Origin of the sequence: Streptomyces laurentii (assembly GCF_040635425.1) — a bacterium.
GTDB lineage: Bacteria > Actinomycetota > Actinomycetes > Streptomycetales > Streptomycetaceae > Streptomyces > Streptomyces laurentii.
In genome coordinates, this window is the sequence record NZ_JBEYHT010000006.1 from 186,693 (window position 1) to 203,119 (window position 16,427).

The window sequence follows — 16,427 nt, forward strand, 5'->3', positions numbered from 1 at the left end:
CACGACCCCTGTATCTCGTCATTCCTTCCACTCCTGGACCCGGAACGGTGATCCCGCCATGCCTGACCACGCAGACCACGATGTGACGAAGACCCGATTCGAGGAGGAACTGGGCGAAGCCCTGCGCCGTGCCGGCGCGGGCTTCGTCACCGACGACCGCCGCGCACTCGCCACGGGCGGTCTGGCCCGCGGCCGCCGGCGCCTGCGTCTCCATCGCACCGCGACGATCGGAGGAGCCCTCGCCCTCGTCGTGATCGGTGCGGGCGGCGTGTACGGGGGCTCCTTGCTCGGCGCCGGACACGCGGGGGCCTCGGCTGCGGGGGCTTTCCCCAAAGGGGCTTCCGCCGCAGGAACGGGCCCGGCCGCCGGAGACACGGGCGGAGCACCCGACCCCGAGGAGGGGGGAGTCCCAGCAGCCGACATCGCCGCCGTCCTGCAGGCCAACACGCCTGCGGGGACCTGGACGTTCGACGCCCCGAGCGGCGCCGGCGGCAGTGCCGTCGGCGTCTACGACGACGGCAAGGGCAAGGCGGGCGTCTCCGCCGGCATCTACCGGGCGGGTGCGAGCACCGAGGCGGGCATCGGCCAGGTGACCTGCCCGGACAAGGTGCTCGTCCCGCACGACCGCTGCACCGAGAAGGCACTTCCGGGTGGTGACCGGATGATGATCTTCCAGGGGTACGAGTACCCGGACAAGCGGGTCCTTACCAAGTGGTGGCATGCGAACTTGCTCACCGCGGACGGGTTCATCCTCAGCGTGAGCGAGTACAACGCGCCTACGGAGAAGGATTCCGGGATCAGCCGTCAGGACCCGCCGTTCGACCCGGCCCAGCTCCGGACGCTGATCACGGCGGACGGCTGGCGTCCGCTCATGAAGAAGGTGGCCCGGCCCGACAAGGGCTCCCCCAAACGGCGGGCCGCCCCGGTGGCGAAGGAAGTGGACGGCACCCGGATCACGGCGACGCTGCGGTCGCTGCTGCCGAAGGGGCGGGGGCTGAAGGCCGTCGGCGACGGCGAGGGCTATCTGATCGTCGACGACGGCGACGGCCGGAGCTTCGTCCAGATCAACGTCCAGAGCGACATGGGCCGGCATCGGGCCGAGCTTTTCTCGGGAGAGGGAGTCACCACCGAGCCCGACGGCACCCTCGTGAAGGTCACCAAGGGGTCCGGGGAGAAAGGTGTCGAGGGCTCCGTCATGTGGACCGCCGACACCCTGGCCAAGGACGGCTTCCGGGTTGTGATCTCCGCCTTCAACGCCGGCAGCCAGTTGGAACCCCCCACCCGCGCCGAGCCCGCCCTGACGACCGCGCAACTGAAGGAGATAGCCACCAGCCCCAAGTGGCGCTCCCTGGCCGCGAAGTAGCGGTCACCGCCACGGCGGGCGACACATGGGGCAGGGGCGGTCCGGGTCGGTTTCGTACGGCCGGGATCCGCGGGGGTGGGGCGGGGTGCGGGCGTGAGGGCCGCGCTCCACATCGAGGTCCGAATTCGGCCGGCACGGTGGGCTCCTCGTACCGATGCTGACGGTATGACGATGTCGATGCCTTCCCCCGCGGACACGGACTCCGTGGCAGTCCTCACCGGTATGTACGCCGCCGAGGCGGAGTACCTGGCGGCCGGCGGCCCCGGTGAGGCGTCGTTCGACGCCCTGGCCGCCTTCTTCGCGCCGGATGTCGAGCTCCATCAGGCGGAGTGCCTGCCGTACGGGGGTACATGGCGCGGGCACGGCGGACTGGCGCGGTTCTTCCTCGCGATGGCGCAGACCTGGGAGACCTTCGCCATGGTGGAGCAGGAGTTCCTCGCCACCGGCGAGACCGCGGTCGTGCGCACCCGAGTTCAGGCCCGGGCGCGCGTGACCGGCCGGGAGCTCGACTTCCCGATCCTGCAGACGATCACGGTCAGGGGAGGGCGGATCACCGAGGTACGGCCCTTCTACTGGGACACCCAGGCGATCGCCGACGCCTGCGGGGAGCCCGCGCCCCGCGCTTGAGTCGGTGAGTCGGTGAGCCAGCGAGTCGGCCGCCCGGGACCACCGGACCGGGAGGACGGAGGAGGGCGGGGAGGGGGAGGGCGGGGGGAAGGGCAGGAGGGCTCGCCGGAAGGGTGGCCGTCGGGCTACTTCGCGTCGGAGTACCGCTGGACCGTGGCCGTCGTGAACGCGAAGTGGACCGGGGTGTCGCCGAAGGCGATCCGGCCCGCCTCGTCGCCCGCCGCGCGGATCGCGACCGTGACGGCCTCGGCCTCCTCGGCCGGGCAGTGCACGATCACCTCGTCGTGCTGGAAGAACACCAGCTCGGCCCGCATGCCGGTGGTGGCGCGGCGGAGGGCCGCCAGCATCAGCAGGGCCCAGTCGGCGGCGCTGCCCTGGACGACGAAGTTGCGGGTGAAGCGGCCCCGGGCGCGGGCGTCGGAGGACGCGTACCCCGGTACGTACTGCTCCGGGCCGTCCTCCCGGGGCGTGCCGGGCGGGAGTTCCTGCGGCAGGCCGGCCTCGCCCGGGCCGTCGTCGTCCGTGCCCACGGCGCGCGGGCTGGTCCGGCCGAGCCAGGTGCGGACCAGCCGGCCCTCCTCCCCGGCGCGGGCCGCGTCGTCCACGTAGGCCACGGCGCGGGGGAAGCGGCGGCGGAGGGCCGCGAGGTTCTTCAGGCCGTCGCCACTGGTCTGTCCGTAGATCGCGCCGAGCAGGGCCAGCTTGGCGTGGTCGCGGTCGCCGGAGAAGGCCCGGTCGGACAGCCGGGTGTACAGGTCGTCCGGATGCCCGGCGACCTCCATCAGGCCCGGGTCGCGGGAGATCGCGGCCAGGACCCGCGGTTCCATCTGGTCGGCGTCGGCGACGACGAGCCGCCAGCCCTCGTCGGCGACCACGGCCCGCCGGATGACCTTGGGGATCTGGAGCGCCCCGCCACCGTTGGTGGTCCAGCGCCCGCTGACGGTGCCGCCGGGCAGGTACTCGGGGCGGAACCGGCCGTCCCGGACCCAGTCCGCCAGCCACGACCAGCCGTGCGCCGTCCAGATCCGGTACAGCGTCTTGTACGCGAGGAGCGGGGCGACCGCCGGATGGTCGACGTCCTGCAGCTCCCAGCGCCGGGTGGACCGCACCCGGATGCCGGCCTGTGCGAAGGCCCGGACGACGTCGGCGGGCAGGTCGGGCCGGACCCGGCGGCCGAACGCGGCGGACACCTCGTCGGCCAGCTCCGCCAGCCGGCGCGGCTCGCCACCACCCGCGTACCGCTCGCCGAGCAGTTCGTGCAGCACCTCCCGGTGCACGTCGGCCCGCCACGGCAGCCCGGCCCCGTGCATCTCGGCGGCCACCAGCATGCCCGCCGACTCGGCCGCCGTCAGCAGCCGCATCCGCCCCGGGTACTCGGCCAGGTCGTGCCGCCGCTGCTGCTCCGCGTACACCTCGAGCAGGGCGTCGAACGGGAGCGGGGCGGCGGCCTGCGGTTCGAACAGCGAGTCCTGCGCGGCCGGCCCCTCCGCCTGCCGGACGGGCGGATCGGGCGGTACCGGCGCGTTGTGCAGCCGGGCCCAGGCGGCGGCGGCCGAACGGGGTTCGCCCAGCCGTCCCTCGTGGCCGAGCAGAAGCTGTTCGGCGGCCTCGACGTCGTAGCACCGCTCGACCCGTACCCCGGCGGCGAGCAGCCGGGGGTACACCTCGGCGGAGTTCCGCCACACCCAGCGGGTCACGTCCGGGCGCGCGCGTACCGCCGTCACCAGATCGGCCTCGCGCAGCACCTCCCCGGCGGGCAGCCCGTCGCCCCCGAGCGGCACGAGCAGCGCCCCGTCGCCCTCCGGCTCGGGCGCGACGGCCCACCTCTCGTTCACACCCGCGAGTCTGGCACCCGCCACTGACAAAGCACTGGAGGGAAGCTGGTGCCGAAGTGCCGAAGTGCCGAAGTGCCAGAAGCGCCGGAAGCGCCGGACACGGCCTGGGCGGTCTAGGCGGCCTGGTGGAAGAGGGCGGCGGCCTCGCCGCGGGAGGAGACGCCGAGTTTGGTGAGGATGTTGGCGACGTGGAACTTCACCGTGGACTCGCTGATGTGCAGGTCCTCGGCGATCCGGCGGTTGCGGTGGCCGCGGGCCAGATGGCCGAGGACCTCCACCTCGCGTTCGCCGAGCCCGTTCAGCGGGTCGATCGCGTCTGCCGGGGCCTCCGGGAGCGCGAGGGGGACGGTGGCCGTGATCGTGGTGCCCCAGCCGGGGACGGCGTCGACGGCGAGCCCGCCGCCGAGGACATCGAGGCGGTCGGAGACGCTGCCCGCGCCGAGCGGGCAGCCGTCCAGGAGCCCGGGCCCGTCGTCCCGGATCGAGGCGTGGAGTTCATGGGCGGTCAGCGTCCAGCCGACCCGGACCCGGGTGACCGCCTCCTGGTCGAGGACGACGAGCAGCAGGGCGCGGATGACGGCCCGGACGCCGTGGGCCACGTCCCCCGGCAGGGTGCGGCCGGCGGCCGGGCCCTCGGGCGGGCCGAGTTCGAGCCGTACGGGGGAGTGGCGCAGCATCGGCCGCAGGCCGTCAGTGAGCCGGGCGAAGGCCTCGAAGGCGGGTTCCTCGGCGACCGACCGGTCGCGCAGCGACTCGGCCCGCAGTTCGGCCAGCGCGGAGACGGCGAGTTCGGTGGCGGTGGCCCGGGCGGCGGTGTCGTCGAGGGCGCGGCTGCGCAGCACCCCGAGGACCCCGGACAGGGTGGCGGCGTGCGCGGTGCTCAGTTCGGCGGTGACCCGCGCCCGGGTGTCGGCCGCCGCCCGCGAACGGGCCAGGGCGCCCGGCATCGCCTCCGTCGCGAACCGGTCGAAGTGGCAGGTCACCAGGTCCCACAGGAGCTGCGCCAGGGCGAGTTCGGGCGCGCCCGCCGGGGCGGCGCCGTCCTCCCGTACGAGCACGAGGACCGAGCCGCGGGGCGTGGCGTCGCTCCGTACCGCCACCACCTCCCGTTCCGCCCCGCCGATGCTCGCGCGTCCCTGCCAGGGCCGGCCGGCGGTGGGGCCGTGGGCGAGCAGCGGGGCCAGTTCGGCGGCGGTGACGGGCAGGTGGGGATCGCCCGCGTACTTGAACGGCGAGTGGGCGCAGTGCGTGGACAGTTCGGCTGCCGCGCGGTGCGGGATCAGCGGTTCCAGAACCTCGGACAGCCGTGGCAGCACCGTCCCCAACGGCCTGCCGATTACCTCGCGGGCGGCCAAGAGGGCGTCGTGTGCGGTGAGTTCCATGGTCAGGGCCGTCTCCATGCGCCCGAGCCTAGACATCCAGGAGCCGTCCGACTCCTCTTTCGGCCAGGGACGACTGGCCGTTCGGGCGGCGCAGCGCGGGTGGCGCGCGACGGAGGCTTGAGGAGGAGAAAGAAGCCAAGGCGGCGGAAGAGAACGGGCGGGCCGTCCGTTAGGGATGAATGCCGTCGACGATCTGTGGGGGAGCGGGACATGGAAGCGATCGTGTACGAGGAGTTCGGTGGCGCCGAGGTGCTGCGTCACGAGTCCGGGGTGGCCCTGCCGGTGCCCGGCCCCGGCGAGGTGCGGGTGAAGACGGCGGCGGTGGGCGTCAACCCGGTGGACTGGAAGCGCCGTTACGGCTGGATCGAGCACTTCTACCCGACGACCTTCCCGGCCGTTCCGGGCCTGGAGTTCGCGGGCACGGTCGACGCGCTCGGCGAGGGAGTGACCGAATTCGCCGTCGGCGACGAGGTGTTCGGCTGGAGCACGACCGGCGCGTACGCCGGGTACGCGATCGCGGACATCGTCGCCCCCAAGCCCGCGGGCCTGTCCTGGGAGCACGCGGTGAGCATCCCCGTCGCGGGCGAGACCGCGCAGCGCGTCCTCGACGCGCTCGGCGTCCGCGAGGGCGAGACCCTGCTCCTGCACGGTGCCGCGGGCGCCGTCGGCGCGGTGGCGGTCCAGCTGGCCGTCGCGGCCGGGGTGACGGTGATCGGCACGGCGTCGGAGCGCAACCACGCGTTCCTGCGCGAACTGGGCGCGATCCCGGTGACGTACGGGGACGGTCTCGCCGACCGGGTCCGCGCGGCGGCGCCGCAGGGCGTCGACGCGGTCTTCGACGCGGCCGGCCACGACACGCTGCCGGTCTCCCTCGAACTGCTCGGCGGCGCGACCGCGCGCGTCGTCACCATCGCCGCCACGGACGCCGACGCGCACGGCGTCGTGTTCTCCGGCCTCCGGGTGGCGGACGACGTCGCCCGCCGCTGGCTGACCGAGCACGCCGGCCTGGCCGTCGAGGGCCGGCTCCGCCTCGACATCGCCGAGGTCCTGCCCCTGAAGGAAGCGGCCCGCGCCCAGGAACTGAGCGAGTCGGGGCACGCCCGGGGCAAGATCGTCCTGAAGCTGTAAGCGAGTGTCGGGGTCCCTTGGCGGAAGGCAGGCGTACCCGCGGACGTTCCACCGCGCGGTCGTCGCGGGGACGGACGGGTGTGTCGTCCTCTGCCACGCCTATCACCCCTGGATCGCCTTCGTGCCGGACCACTGGGACCCGTACGGCGAGGAGTTCCTCGCCCCGCCCCCATGGGCCCACGCCTTCGCCGACCAGGGATTCACCGTGCTCGACCACGCGCTGCTCACCCGGCCGCTCTCGGAGGTCGCCCCCTCGGTCCTGACACCGGGCGAGTGGAGCGGAGTCCGCTTCCACGGCATCACCACGCTGGGCGGCGTGCTCTTCAACGCCTGGGACTGACGGCGTCGCGGGAGCCGGGCCCGCCTGGGTGGGACTTGCCGGACACGGGCTAGCCTCGCCCGGTGACTGCCGCATCCGCCGACCGCATCAAGATCTGGTTCCGCTTCGTGCCGCGCGAGGGTTGGCCCCCGCACGACACGGAGGGCCTGTGGGCGCTGCCCGTGGGCGAGAACACGGCCCAGGTGGTCAATGTGCCGTTTCTTCAAGACGGGGTGGCCGAGGGGGACGTGGTCCGGTACGTGACGGACGACGACGGGCTGCACTGGGCCACCGGCCGGGAGACGGCCTCCGGCAACGTCGTGATCCGCGTCCTCCCCGTGCGCGCGGGCCCCCTTGGGCCGAGCCCGCGGGCGGTGCACGAACGGTTCGCTCCCTTCGGCCTCGGCGGGGAGTCGTTCAGCGCGGAACTGCCGCTGGTGGCGCTGACCGTGCCCGCCGACGCGCCGACGCGCCGATGACCGAGATCAAGGAACTGCTCGCACGCGGCACGCGCGACGGCTGGTGGCACTGGGAGACCGGGTGCGCGACGGACGCGTGGAACGCGGCGTGAACCCCGTGGACTCGGAGGCGGATACGGACGCCGAGGGCGCGGCCTGGGACCGGCTGGCCGGGCTGCTGCCGGAGCCCGCCGCCGGCGAGGTACGGGACTGCCGGGCGATCGGCGAGCAGGAGGCCGGCCTGGGGCTGCTGGTCGGCGGGCTGCTCGCGTACGGCGTCGCCCTCGACGGCACCACCCGCGCCGAGCTGTCCGTCCTGACCGAGACCTGGGGCGAACGGGAGGTGCTCGCCGCACGGTTGGCGGCCTGCGCCGACATCGGCGCCCCGTCCCCCGTACGGCTTCTGCCCGCCGGCGAAACCGACGGCGAGAGCGACGACACGACCGGGGATCCCGTCAGTTCCGTCCGCGTGCCGTGGATCGCCTGCGACCGCTGCGCCGCGACCCTGCTCCGGATCCACACCCGCGAGCCCTGGGGTGAACTGTCCTACCTGGCTGAGGCGTACGTCGTCGACGACCGCTCCTGGGACACGGCGGCCGACGCCTACGCGGCGCTCCTCGCCTGCTCCCCGCCCGCTTAGCGAGGTGATCCCCGATCCCCCACCGGTGACGTCAGGCGGGGTGAGGCGGCGTGAGGCGTCAGGGGCGCCCCGCGCCCCACCCGCCCCCACCCCGGATGCGACCATCGAAGTGGCGGAACGAAGGGCGGGAACGAGAGGCAGGCGAGGCGGCGCAGATGAGCGAGAGCACGGTGGCGGAGGCGCTCAAGGCGCTGTACGGAGCGGAGCCCGGCCCCCGGGCCGGCGCGGGCGGCGGCGCCCGGGGCTGGAGCGGGCGGCGCGGCGGCAGCGCCCGCGCCGGATCGCGCGCCGGATCGCGCGCCGGATCACACACCGGCTCGTACGGCGACGACCGGGCGCTGGACACGGCGGCCTCGCTGCTCGCCGCCGACCCGGCCGCCGACGCCGAACTGGCCCGGCGCGGCGAGGAGTTCGTCCGCTCCCTGTGGGCCCGCGGCTGGCAGCCCGCCGACCTCGTCCGGATGGCCCGCCGCGAACTCGCCGACGAACACGTCCGCCTCCTCGCCGACCTCGTCCGCACCGAGACCGCCCGCTACGAGCGCCTCCCGCACCGCTGGCAGGGGCAGCTCGACGCGCTCGACGACCTGCCCGCCGGGCCGGCGCCCGACCGCTTCTCGTACGCGACCGCCGTCCTGGAGCTCTACCGCCTCCTCGTCCGGCTGCCCCGCCTCGACGCCGTCGGCCCTGTGCCCGGCGAGGCCCTGCCGCCGCCCACCGCCGGCGAGCCGCGGATGCTGACCCGGATCCGGGCGCTGCTCGCGAAAGCGGAGGCGACCCCGTACCCCGAGGAGGCCGAGGCGCTGACCGCCAAGGCCCAGGAGCTGATGGCCCGGCACAGCCTCGACGAGGCGGGCCTGGCGGCGGCCGGGCCCGCGCCGGAGACGCCGGGCGCGCTGCGGATCGGGGTGGACGCCCCGTACGAGCAGGCCAAGGCGATCCTGCTCGACGCGGTGGCGACGGCGAACCACTGCCGGGCGGTGTGGAACGAGTCCCTGGGCTTCTCGACGGTCGTCGGCTTCGAGGCCGACCTCGACCCGGTGGAGCTGCTGTACACCTCTCTGCTCGTGCAGGGCACGGCGGCGATGACCCGGGCCGAGGCCGAGCAGCGGGCCGGCGGGCGCAAGCGGACCAAGTCGTTCCGGCAGTCCTTCCTCCTCGCGTACGCGAACCGGCTCGGCGCCCGTCTCGCCGCCACCAGCCGCCGGGTCGCCGCCGAGGCCCCGACCCTGCTCCCGGTCCTCGCCTCCCGCGAGGTCGCGGTCGGCGCCCGTACGGACGAACTCTTCCCCGAGACCCGGGCCACCCGGGTCCGCGCCGCCTGGGACGAGGCGGGCTGGAACCACGGCACCTCGGCGGCCGACCAGGCCGGACTGCGGACCCCCGGGACCCGGGGCGAGATCCGCTGAAGGCCGGCTGACAGACGGCGGACGGACCGGCCGGTGGACAGCTGACGGGCGGCCGTCGGGCAGATCGCCCGGCGGGCCGATGGGCGGCTGACGGGCGGCCGTCGGGCACACCGCCCGGCGGGCCGGCGGACAGCCGGCAGGCCGGCGTGAACCGCACGGCCACCACCCCGGATAACCGGATCGGCGTCGTCCTGCCTGTCCTGAATATCCGGTTCGTCCGTATCGTGGATAGGCTCGGCCCATGAGCTGGCTCCGGGCGCTGAAGGAGACCGCCCGCTCGGGGCTCACCATCGAGCGGCGGCGGCTCGAACCGCTGATCGCCCTGCGCGGCGCGTTCGGTCTCGCGCTGGTCGTCGGGTTCTCGCTCACGCTGTTCGGTCCCGAGGTGGCGGTGTCGTCGGCGTTCGGCGCGTTCCAGGCCGCGATCGCCACCTTCCAGCGCTCGTACCGCCCCCGCCCCACCCTCGCGCTCGCGTCCGGCGCGAGCCTCGCCGCGTCCACCTTCATCGGCTATCTGGTCGGCTGGAACCTCCTCCTCTTCATGGTCCTGCTCGGCCTGTGGACCTTCCTCGGCGGGATGTCCTGGGCCGTCGGCCCGAACGTCGGCGTCATCGCCGCCTCCAACGTGGCGATGATGCTGATCACCGTCACCCTCCCCGGCTCCCTCGCGGCCGCCGCCGGCCATGCCGCGATGATCGCGGTGGGCGGCCTGGTGCAGGCCGGGCTCGTCGTCCTGCTGCCGATCCGCGCCTGGGGCGCGCAGCGCGACGCGCTCGCCGACGCGCTCGCCGCCGAGGCCGACTACGCTCGCCGGCTGCGCCACGACCCGACCGCCGACTTCGACCCGCTGCCGCTGATGACGGCCCGCAGCGCCGCCGCCGTCACCCGCCGCCAGGCCCGCAGCCGCCCCGCCGAACTGCACGGCGCGCGCGGGCTCGCCGAACGGATCCGGCCGGTGCTCGCCTCGCTCGCGGACCCGGCGCTCGGCGTGCCCGCCGAGGGGCCGCAGCGGGACCGGGCGCGTGAGCTGCTGGCCGCCGCCGGCGAGATCCTGGACGCCGCCGCGCACGCCATCCGGCACGGCGAACCGGTCGCGCTGCGGCCCGCCGCCCTCGCCGTGCTCCGCACCCCGGACACCGGCGCGATCCTGACCGGCGCCCCGCGCCGGGCCGCGCACCGGCTCGCCGCGCTCCTCGACGACGTCGTGGAGGAGGCGGCGCCGGGCGGCGAGGCCGCCCAGTCGGGGCTGCGCCGGCCCACGCTGGTCGCGCTCGTGCCGGTCGCGATCCGCACGGCGCAGGCCGAGCTGCGGCACGAGTCGCCGATCCTGCGGCACGCCGTCCGGGTGACGACGGTGGCGACGGCGGGCTACGCGCTCGGCACGGTCCTGCCGCTCGGGCACGGCTACTGGGCGCCGATGGCCTCCGTGATGGTCATGCGCCCGGACTTCTCGCAGACGTACGAGCGGTCGGTCGCCCGTTTCATCGGCACCCTCCTCGGGGTGGCGCTGGCGACCGGGATCGTCGAGTTCGCCCACCCGGGCGCGTATCTGTCGGCGCTGCTCGCGGTGGTGTGCGCGTTCGGGATGTACCTGCTGATGCGGACGGGGTACGCCACGGGCCAGGTCTTCATCTCCGCGTATGTCGTGTTCCTGCTCGGCATGGGCGGCGCGGGGCTCGGCCAGACGGTCCGTGAACGCGTCCTGCTGACCCTCCTCGGCGGGATCCTCGCGATGCTGGCCTACGCCGTCTACCCGGCCTGGGAGACCCCGCGGCTGCGCAGCCGGCTCGGGGACTGGCTGAAGGCGGACGGGCAGTACGCGGCCGCCGTCGTCGCCCACTACGCGGAGCCCGCCGGCCCGGCCCTGGCGGACGTGCGCGAGACGCTGCTCGCGACCCGGGCGGCCCGGATCGCCTGGCAGGAGGCCCAGGAGCGGGCCACCCACGAGCCGGTCCGGCACCGGGGCCTGTCGCACGCGGCGGCGCAGGACACGGAGGAGGCGGTGTCGCAGTTCGGCCGGGCCGCGATGCTCCTGGAGGCGCACCTCCCGGAGCGCGGAGCGCCGCCCGTACCGGGCGCGGCGGAGCTGGCGGAGGCGCTGCGCAAGGTGACGGAGCGGGGCGCGAAGGAGGTACGGGACCGCAAGACGCCCCGCTGGAACGAACTGCGCGCGCTGGTCGAGGCGTGGGAGCGGGGGGAGGGGGCGCCGGACCACTTCCTGCTGCGGAAGGGGGCGGTGCTGCTCCTGGAGAAGCTGGACGAGGTGTCCGAGGCGCTGGACGAGTGAGTGCGCGGGGCCCGGCCTGGCCAGGTGTGAACAGCCAGTGCTCACACGGGAGTTGGGCGGGCCGCCACGGTGAGTCGTGTAGTCGATACGCGACCCCTCGTGCACGTGCATCCGCGCGTGCATCTGCTCATGCAGCGTCCTGTGAACACAGCTATGATCCGAGCAAGTTGACACCTGCACCGATCATCTCGGGGAGCTACCAGTGCACCACGCGCACCACGCGTTCAACGGCATGGCGGCCACGGAGCTTCGTGGTGTCGTGTGGCAGAAGAGCCGGCACAGCAACTCCCAGGGTTCCTGCGTGGAGTTCGCCAAGCTGCCCGGCGGCGAGGTCGCCGTACGCAATTCGCGCTTCCCCGGAGGACCCGCGCTCGTCTACACGCCCGCCGAGATCGAGGCGTTGCTCCTGGGCGTGAAGGACGGGGAGTTCGACCACCTGGTGGGGCAACTGTAGGCGCGCGGGGGTACGGGTGCGGGCACCGACGGGGGTGCGCCCGCGCCGGCGGACCCCGGCGGACACGAGAAAGGGTCCCGGCGGCTCGCGCCACCGGGACCCTTTCTCACCCCCGTATTCCCCCGTGTCCTTGGCGGCGCCGCGGCCGGCACCGGTGCCCGGGCCCTGAAGCCCGGGTGCTCGGGAGGTCAGTCGGACATCCGGCCGGCCGCCGGCCGGACGTCAGCCGGGCAACCGGCCGGACGTCAGTCGGGCAACCGGCCGGACGTCAGTCGGCCGTCAGCCGGAACAGCGCCCAGACCACCTTGCCCTGCAGGGCGCCCGCGAGCGGATGCCAGCCCCAGCCGTCGCTGAACGACTCGACCAGGAACAGTCCCCGGCCCGATTCGGCCGCGCAGTCCTCGTCCCCCTGCCGTGCCTCCGGGCTGTCCTGGCTGGGGTCGCGCACCGCGCACACCAGGCGTGACGCCCAGTGCATGAGGTGCAGCCGGACGGGCGGGTTCAGGCCATCCTCGCGCGGCTGTTCGGGCTCTCCCGGTACGGCGTGCCGCAGCGCGTTCGTGACCAGCTCGGAGACGACCAGCGCGACATCGTCGAAACGGTCGGCCAGGTTCCACGCGCCGAGTGTCGACTGGGTGAACCGGCGGGCGCCGCGTACCGCTTCGTAGCAGGTCGGAAGGGCGCAGGAGGCCGAATGGGAGACGGTCGTGGGATCGATCGGAGGAAGCCCTTGCCGTAACGGCTCGAGAATGGCCGATGCGTTCGTCCCCATGCGAGGCACTCCCGGGAATCGCGACGTGTGGTGCGACGTGTGGTGCGACAACTGGTGCGACACGCGGCGACACGAACGAATACGCGGCTGCGCAGGCACCATCGTTCCCAATGCACCCAAGGGATGCAAGGGCAGATGCACGTGCACGCGCCTGACCTGTCCATGCACGCGGCGAATCTGTGCATAAGTCGTCCGCGTGCCCCTGCCAAGCCTGCCCGGAACCGGCCCCGATGCGTGACCGCGTGTGTACGCGCCGAAGCGTTTAGTGGCAGAATCCGGGGCTCAGTGGGGGGACGTGTGGGGGCAGCACCGTAAATGGGGAGGCGTGGGCCGTGACCGTGACGGCAGGCGAATCGAGCGGGGCGAGCGGGAGTGTGGTGCGCCGCATCCTGCTGGGCTCGCAGCTGAGGCGACTGCGCGAATCGCGTGGCATCACCCGGGAGGCCGCCGGATATTCCATCCGCGCGTCCGAATCCAAGATCAGTCGTATGGAGTTGGGAAGGGTGAGCTTCAAGGCCAGGGACGTCGAGGACCTTCTGACGCTCTACGGGGTCAACGACGAGTCCGAGCGCGGCGCGCTCCTCGGGCTCGCCCGCGAGGCCAACGTGGCGGGCTGGTGGCACAGCTTCGGCGACGTCCTGCCCGGCTGGTTCCAGACGTACGTGGGCCTGGAAGGGTCCGCCTCCCTCATCCGTATCTACGAAGTCCAGTTCGTGCACGGCCTGTTGCAGGCCGAGGACTACGCCCACGCCGTCGTCGCGCGCGGCATCCCGGACGCCCCGCGGGCCGAGGTCGACCGCAGGGTCGCGCTCCGCCTGGAGCGCCAGAAGATCCTCTTCTCCGAGAACGCCCCGCATCTGCACGCCGTCCTCGACGAGGCCGCGCTGCGCCGGCCGTACGGCGACCGGGCCGTCATGCAGGGCCAGTTGAGGCACCTCATCGAGATCTCCGAGCACCCGAACGTCACCCTCCAGGTCATGCCGTTCAGCTTCGGCGGCCACGCGGGCGAGAGCGGCGCGTTCACGATGCTCCGGTTCCCCGAGTCCGATCTCTCCGACGTCGTCTACCTGGAGCAGCTCACCAGCGCCCTCTACCTCGACAAACGCGAGGAGGTCGCGCAGTACGCACGCGTGATGGAACGGCTGCAGCAGGACAGCCCGGATCCCGCGGAAAGCCGCGATCTTCTCCGAGGACTCCTTCAACTCACCTGATACATCAGTACGATGACGGCATCTCAGGACCTGAGAGCAGCTGAGAGAAGCTGAGCGTGACGACAGTGGTGACGCCCTGACGGGTGGAACGGCCGTCCGTCGCCGATCGCCGTCGTCCGTCACCGCGGGCGGGTAAGGAGTCTCGTTCCCATGACGACGTCGATGTCCTCCCACTTCGCGGAACTCTCACACCAGTACATCGACGGCGAGTGGAAGCCCGGCAGCGGGTCCTGGGACATCATCGACTTCAACCCGTACACCGGGGAGAAGCTCGCCGCCATCACCGTGGCCACGGCCGGCGAGGTCGACCTCGCCTACCGGGCCGCCGAGCGCGCCCAGGCCGACTGGGCCGCGACCAACCCGTACACCCGCCGGCTCGTCTTCGAGCGCGCGCTGCGCCTCGTCGAGGAACGCGAGGCGGAGATCACCGACATGATCGTCGCCGAACTCGGCGGCACCCGGCTGAAGGCCGCCTTCGAACTGCACCTCGCCAAGGAGTTCCTGCGCGAGTCGGTCCAGCTGGCGCTGCGCCCCGAGGGCCGGATCCTGCCCTCGCCCGTGGACGGCAAGGAGAACCGGGTCTACCGCGTGCCGGTCGGCGTCGTCGGCGTCATCTCCCCGTTCAACTTCCCGTTCTTCCTCTCCCTCAAGTCGGTGGCCCCGGCCCTCGCCCTCGGCAACGCCGTCGTGCTCAAGCCGCACCAGAACACCCCGGTCTGCGGCGGCACCCTCGTCGCGAAGCTCCTTGAGGACGCGGGCCTGCCGGCCGGACTGCTCAACGTCGTCGTCACCGACATCGCCGAGATCGGCGACGCGCTCCTCACCCACCCGGTCCCGAAGGTCGTCTCCTTCACCGGCTCCGACCGCACCGGCAAGCACGTCGCCGCGGTCTGCGCGGGCCATCTCAAGCAGACCGTGCTCGAACTCGGCGGCAACAGCGCCCTGATCGTCCTCGACGACGCCGACCTCGACTACGCGGTGGACGCGGCCGTCTTCAGCCGCTTCGTGGACCAGGGGCAGGTCTGCATGGCCGCCAACCGGGTCCTGGTGGACCGGTCCGTGGAGGCGGAGTTCACCGAGAAGTTCCTCGCCAAGGTCCGCACCCTGCGGGTCGGCGACCCGGCCGACCCCGCCACCCACATCGGCCCGCTCATCAGCCCCCAGCAGGCGCAGGCGGTCGAGGCGGTCGTCGACCAGGCCGTGGCGGGCGGCGCGACCGTGCTGCTGCGCGGCACCGCGGAGGGCAGCCTGGTCTCCCCGACCGTGCTGACCGGCATCCCCGCCGACGCGCCCGTCCTCGGCCAGGAGGTCTTCGGACCGGTGGCCCTGATCGTGCCGTTCGACGGCGAGGACGACGCCGTACGGATCGCCAACGACACCCCGTACGGGCTCAGCGGCGCCGTACACGCGGGCGACGTCGACCGCGGGGTACGGGTCGCCCAGCGCATCCACACCGGCATGATCCACATCAACGACGGCACCGTGCACGACGAGCCGATCGTGCCGTTCGGCGGCGAGAAGCACTCGGGCGTGGGCCGGCTGAACGGCGACGCGATGATCGAGGCGTTCACCACCCGGAAGTGGATCTCGATCCAGTACGGCCGGACGACCTTCCCGTTCTAGCCCGCCCGTTCCGCGTGCTCCCGTCCCCGTCCTGTCCCGTCCCGTCCCCGTCGCGCGTTCCCGTTCCGCGGTCCCGTTCGTGGCCGACTTTCCCCATGAGGACCCTTCCTGTCCTCGTCGGTCCGTAACGTGGTCGGTGTCGGAAGAGCTGACAGAGCTGACGAGTTCCCTTGCGAAAGAGGACGGCGGACCATGAGCACGACACTTCCCACGGACCTGCCCGGCGACGAGCGCGGCACTCTCCTCAACTACCTGGAAGCCCAGCGCGCCGCGGTCGTCCGGGCGGCCCTCGGCCTCACCGAGGAGCAGGCTGCGGCCCGCCCGACCGCCAGTGACCTGAGCGTCTCCGGCCTGATCAAGCATCTCGCCGAGGCCGAGACGAACTGGCTGCGGATGGCCCAGCAGCGGCCGAGCGAGACCCGGCGGGACGAGAGCAACTGGCACGAGAGCTTCCGGCTGGTGGGCGACGAGACCGTCCCGCAGATGGTCGCCCAGTGGGAGAACGCCACCAAGGAACTGACGGAGTTCGTCCGCGGCGTGCCCAGCCTGGACGACACCTTCCCGCTGCCCGACCGGCCCTGGTTCCCCAAGGGCGCGGGAGTCTCGATCCGCTGGATGCTGCTCCACCTGATCCACGAGACGGCCCAGCACGCCGGGCACGCCGACATCATCCGGGAGAGCCTCGACGGCAAGACCTCCTACGACCTGATCGGACTGGAGCAGGCGGCGGAGGCCGCGGCCGAGGAGCGGAAGCCGTCGGCCTGATCTCGCTCACGTAAGCCCTAGGACCCTTCTTTTGGATCTTGCTGGGGTCGCGTGCCCCGGTGCGCGCGCTCGCCGCGTTGTCGTCGGTCGCCAACTCCCCCGTAGCCCTTCGGGCACGGGAGGTACCCCCACCGCGTTGTCTCCCTCCTCCGCCTTG

14 protein-coding genes and 1 pseudogene are annotated in these 16,427 nt (G+C 73.2%); 12 read left to right on the top strand and 3 right to left on the bottom strand.

The features are described 5' to 3' along the window. Positions 1–58 precede the first annotated feature (58 nt). Together ABZ693_RS06305 and ABZ693_RS06310 are read left to right on the top strand one after the other, a co-directional pair. Positions 59–1,363, top strand: a complete 1,305-nt coding sequence (locus tag ABZ693_RS06305; RefSeq protein WP_359873934.1) for a hypothetical protein — start codon at positions 59–61, stop codon at positions 1,361–1,363. Between the two features lie 177 nt (positions 1,364–1,540). Beyond that, positions 1,541–1,990, top strand: a complete 450-nt coding sequence (locus ABZ693_RS06310; protein WP_359873936.1) for a nuclear transport factor 2 family protein — start codon at positions 1,541–1,543, stop codon at positions 1,988–1,990. Positions 1,991–2,115: 125 nt separating this feature from the next. Here the strand turns inward: ABZ693_RS06310 and ABZ693_RS06315 are convergent, their stop codons facing one another. Together ABZ693_RS06315 and ABZ693_RS06320 are read right to left on the bottom strand one after the other, a co-directional pair. After that, positions 2,116–3,825, bottom strand: coding sequence for a bifunctional 3'-5' exonuclease/DNA polymerase (locus ABZ693_RS06315; protein ID WP_359873938.1), 1,710 nt, complete (start codon positions 3,823–3,825; stop codon positions 2,116–2,118). A gap of 113 nt (positions 3,826–3,938) precedes the next feature. Then, entirely contained in the window at positions 3,939–5,225 is a 1,287-nt protein-coding gene (locus ABZ693_RS06320) for a helix-turn-helix transcriptional regulator (RefSeq protein WP_359873940.1), read from the bottom strand. Between the two features lie 192 nt (positions 5,226–5,417). Between ABZ693_RS06320 and ABZ693_RS06325 the strand changes: the two genes are divergently transcribed. From ABZ693_RS06325 to ABZ693_RS06355, 7 genes and pseudogenes are all read left to right on the top strand, one after another. Next, positions 5,418–6,335 carry an NADP-dependent oxidoreductase gene (locus tag ABZ693_RS06325; RefSeq protein WP_359873942.1) on the top strand — a complete coding sequence of 306 codons (918 nt, stop codon included), beginning with the start codon at positions 5,418–5,420 and terminating at the stop codon, positions 6,333–6,335. A gap of 4 nt (positions 6,336–6,339) precedes the next feature. Further along, the gene (locus ABZ693_RS06330) at positions 6,340–6,675 is read left to right on the top strand and encodes a hypothetical protein (protein WP_359873945.1); all 336 of its coding nucleotides are present in this window, start codon (positions 6,340–6,342) and stop codon (positions 6,673–6,675) included. 62 nt (positions 6,676–6,737) lie between these two features. Next, positions 6,738–7,225, top strand: a pseudogene (locus tag ABZ693_RS06335) (DUF4265 domain-containing protein). Continuing rightward, positions 7,222–7,752, top strand: coding sequence for a hypothetical protein (locus ABZ693_RS06340; protein ID WP_359873947.1), 531 nt, complete (start codon positions 7,222–7,224; stop codon positions 7,750–7,752). The pseudogene ABZ693_RS06335 and the gene ABZ693_RS06340 overlap by 4 nt, the downstream one beginning before the upstream one ends. A 155-nt stretch (positions 7,753–7,907) precedes the next feature. After that, positions 7,908–9,158: a DUF2786 domain-containing protein gene (locus ABZ693_RS06345; protein WP_359873949.1), complete on the top strand. Its 1,251-nt coding sequence runs from the start codon at positions 7,908–7,910 to the stop codon at positions 9,156–9,158. A gap of 241 nt (positions 9,159–9,399) precedes the next feature. After that, entirely contained in the window at positions 9,400–11,445 is a 2,046-nt protein-coding gene (locus tag ABZ693_RS06350; RefSeq protein WP_359873951.1) for an FUSC family protein, read from the top strand. Positions 11,446–11,677: 232 nt separating this feature from the next. Next, complete coding sequence (locus tag ABZ693_RS06355) at positions 11,678–11,899, top strand: DUF397 domain-containing protein (RefSeq protein ID WP_359873982.1); 222 nt, start codon at positions 11,678–11,680, stop codon at positions 11,897–11,899. A gap of 268 nt (positions 11,900–12,167) precedes the next feature. Here ABZ693_RS06355 and ABZ693_RS06360 read toward each other — a convergent pair whose 3' ends face one another. Further along, positions 12,168–12,671 (bottom strand): ATP-binding protein, encoded by a 504-nt coding sequence (locus tag ABZ693_RS06360; RefSeq protein ID WP_359873953.1) that lies wholly within the window; start codon positions 12,669–12,671, stop codon positions 12,168–12,170. Positions 12,672–13,009: 338 nt separating this feature from the next. Between ABZ693_RS06360 and ABZ693_RS06365 the strand changes: the two genes are divergently transcribed. The 3 genes from ABZ693_RS06365 (at position 13,010) to ABZ693_RS06375 (ending at position 16,270) form a co-directional block, all read left to right on the top strand. After that, complete coding sequence (locus ABZ693_RS06365; protein ID WP_359873984.1) at positions 13,010–13,882, top strand: Sco1979 family transcriptional regulator; 873 nt, start codon at positions 13,010–13,012, stop codon at positions 13,880–13,882. A gap of 162 nt (positions 13,883–14,044) precedes the next feature. After that, on the top strand, positions 14,045–15,505 hold the full coding sequence (locus ABZ693_RS06370; RefSeq protein ID WP_359873986.1) for an aldehyde dehydrogenase family protein: 1,461 nt from the start codon (positions 14,045–14,047) through the stop codon (positions 15,503–15,505). 192 nt (positions 15,506–15,697) lie between these two features. Continuing rightward, positions 15,698–16,270, top strand: a complete 573-nt coding sequence (locus tag ABZ693_RS06375) for a DinB family protein (protein WP_359873955.1) — start codon at positions 15,698–15,700, stop codon at positions 16,268–16,270. Positions 16,271–16,427: the final 157 nt, after the last annotated feature.

Coding starts and splice junctions, on each gene's coding strand:
- ABZ693_RS06305 (WP_359873934.1), top strand. CDS start 59: ATGCCTGACCACGCAGACCACGATGTGACGAAGACCCGATTCGAGGAG.
- ABZ693_RS06310 (WP_359873936.1), top strand. CDS start 1,541: ATGCCTTCCCCCGCGGACACGGACTCCGTGGCAGTCCTCACCGGTATG.
- ABZ693_RS06320 (WP_359873940.1), bottom strand. CDS start 5,225: ATGGAGACGGCCCTGACCATGGAACTCACCGCACACGACGCCCTCTTG.
- ABZ693_RS06325 (WP_359873942.1), top strand. CDS start 5,418: ATGGAAGCGATCGTGTACGAGGAGTTCGGTGGCGCCGAGGTGCTGCGT.
- ABZ693_RS06345 (WP_359873949.1), top strand. CDS start 7,908: ATGAGCGAGAGCACGGTGGCGGAGGCGCTCAAGGCGCTGTACGGAGCG.
- ABZ693_RS06350 (WP_359873951.1), top strand. CDS start 9,400: ATGAGCTGGCTCCGGGCGCTGAAGGAGACCGCCCGCTCGGGGCTCACC.
- ABZ693_RS06355 (WP_359873982.1), top strand. CDS start 11,678: ATGGCGGCCACGGAGCTTCGTGGTGTCGTGTGGCAGAAGAGCCGGCAC.
- ABZ693_RS06360 (WP_359873953.1), bottom strand. CDS start 12,671: ATGGGGACGAACGCATCGGCCATTCTCGAGCCGTTACGGCAAGGGCTT.
- ABZ693_RS06370 (WP_359873986.1), top strand. CDS start 14,045: ATGTCCTCCCACTTCGCGGAACTCTCACACCAGTACATCGACGGCGAG.
- ABZ693_RS06375 (WP_359873955.1), top strand. CDS start 15,698: ATGAGCACGACACTTCCCACGGACCTGCCCGGCGACGAGCGCGGCACT.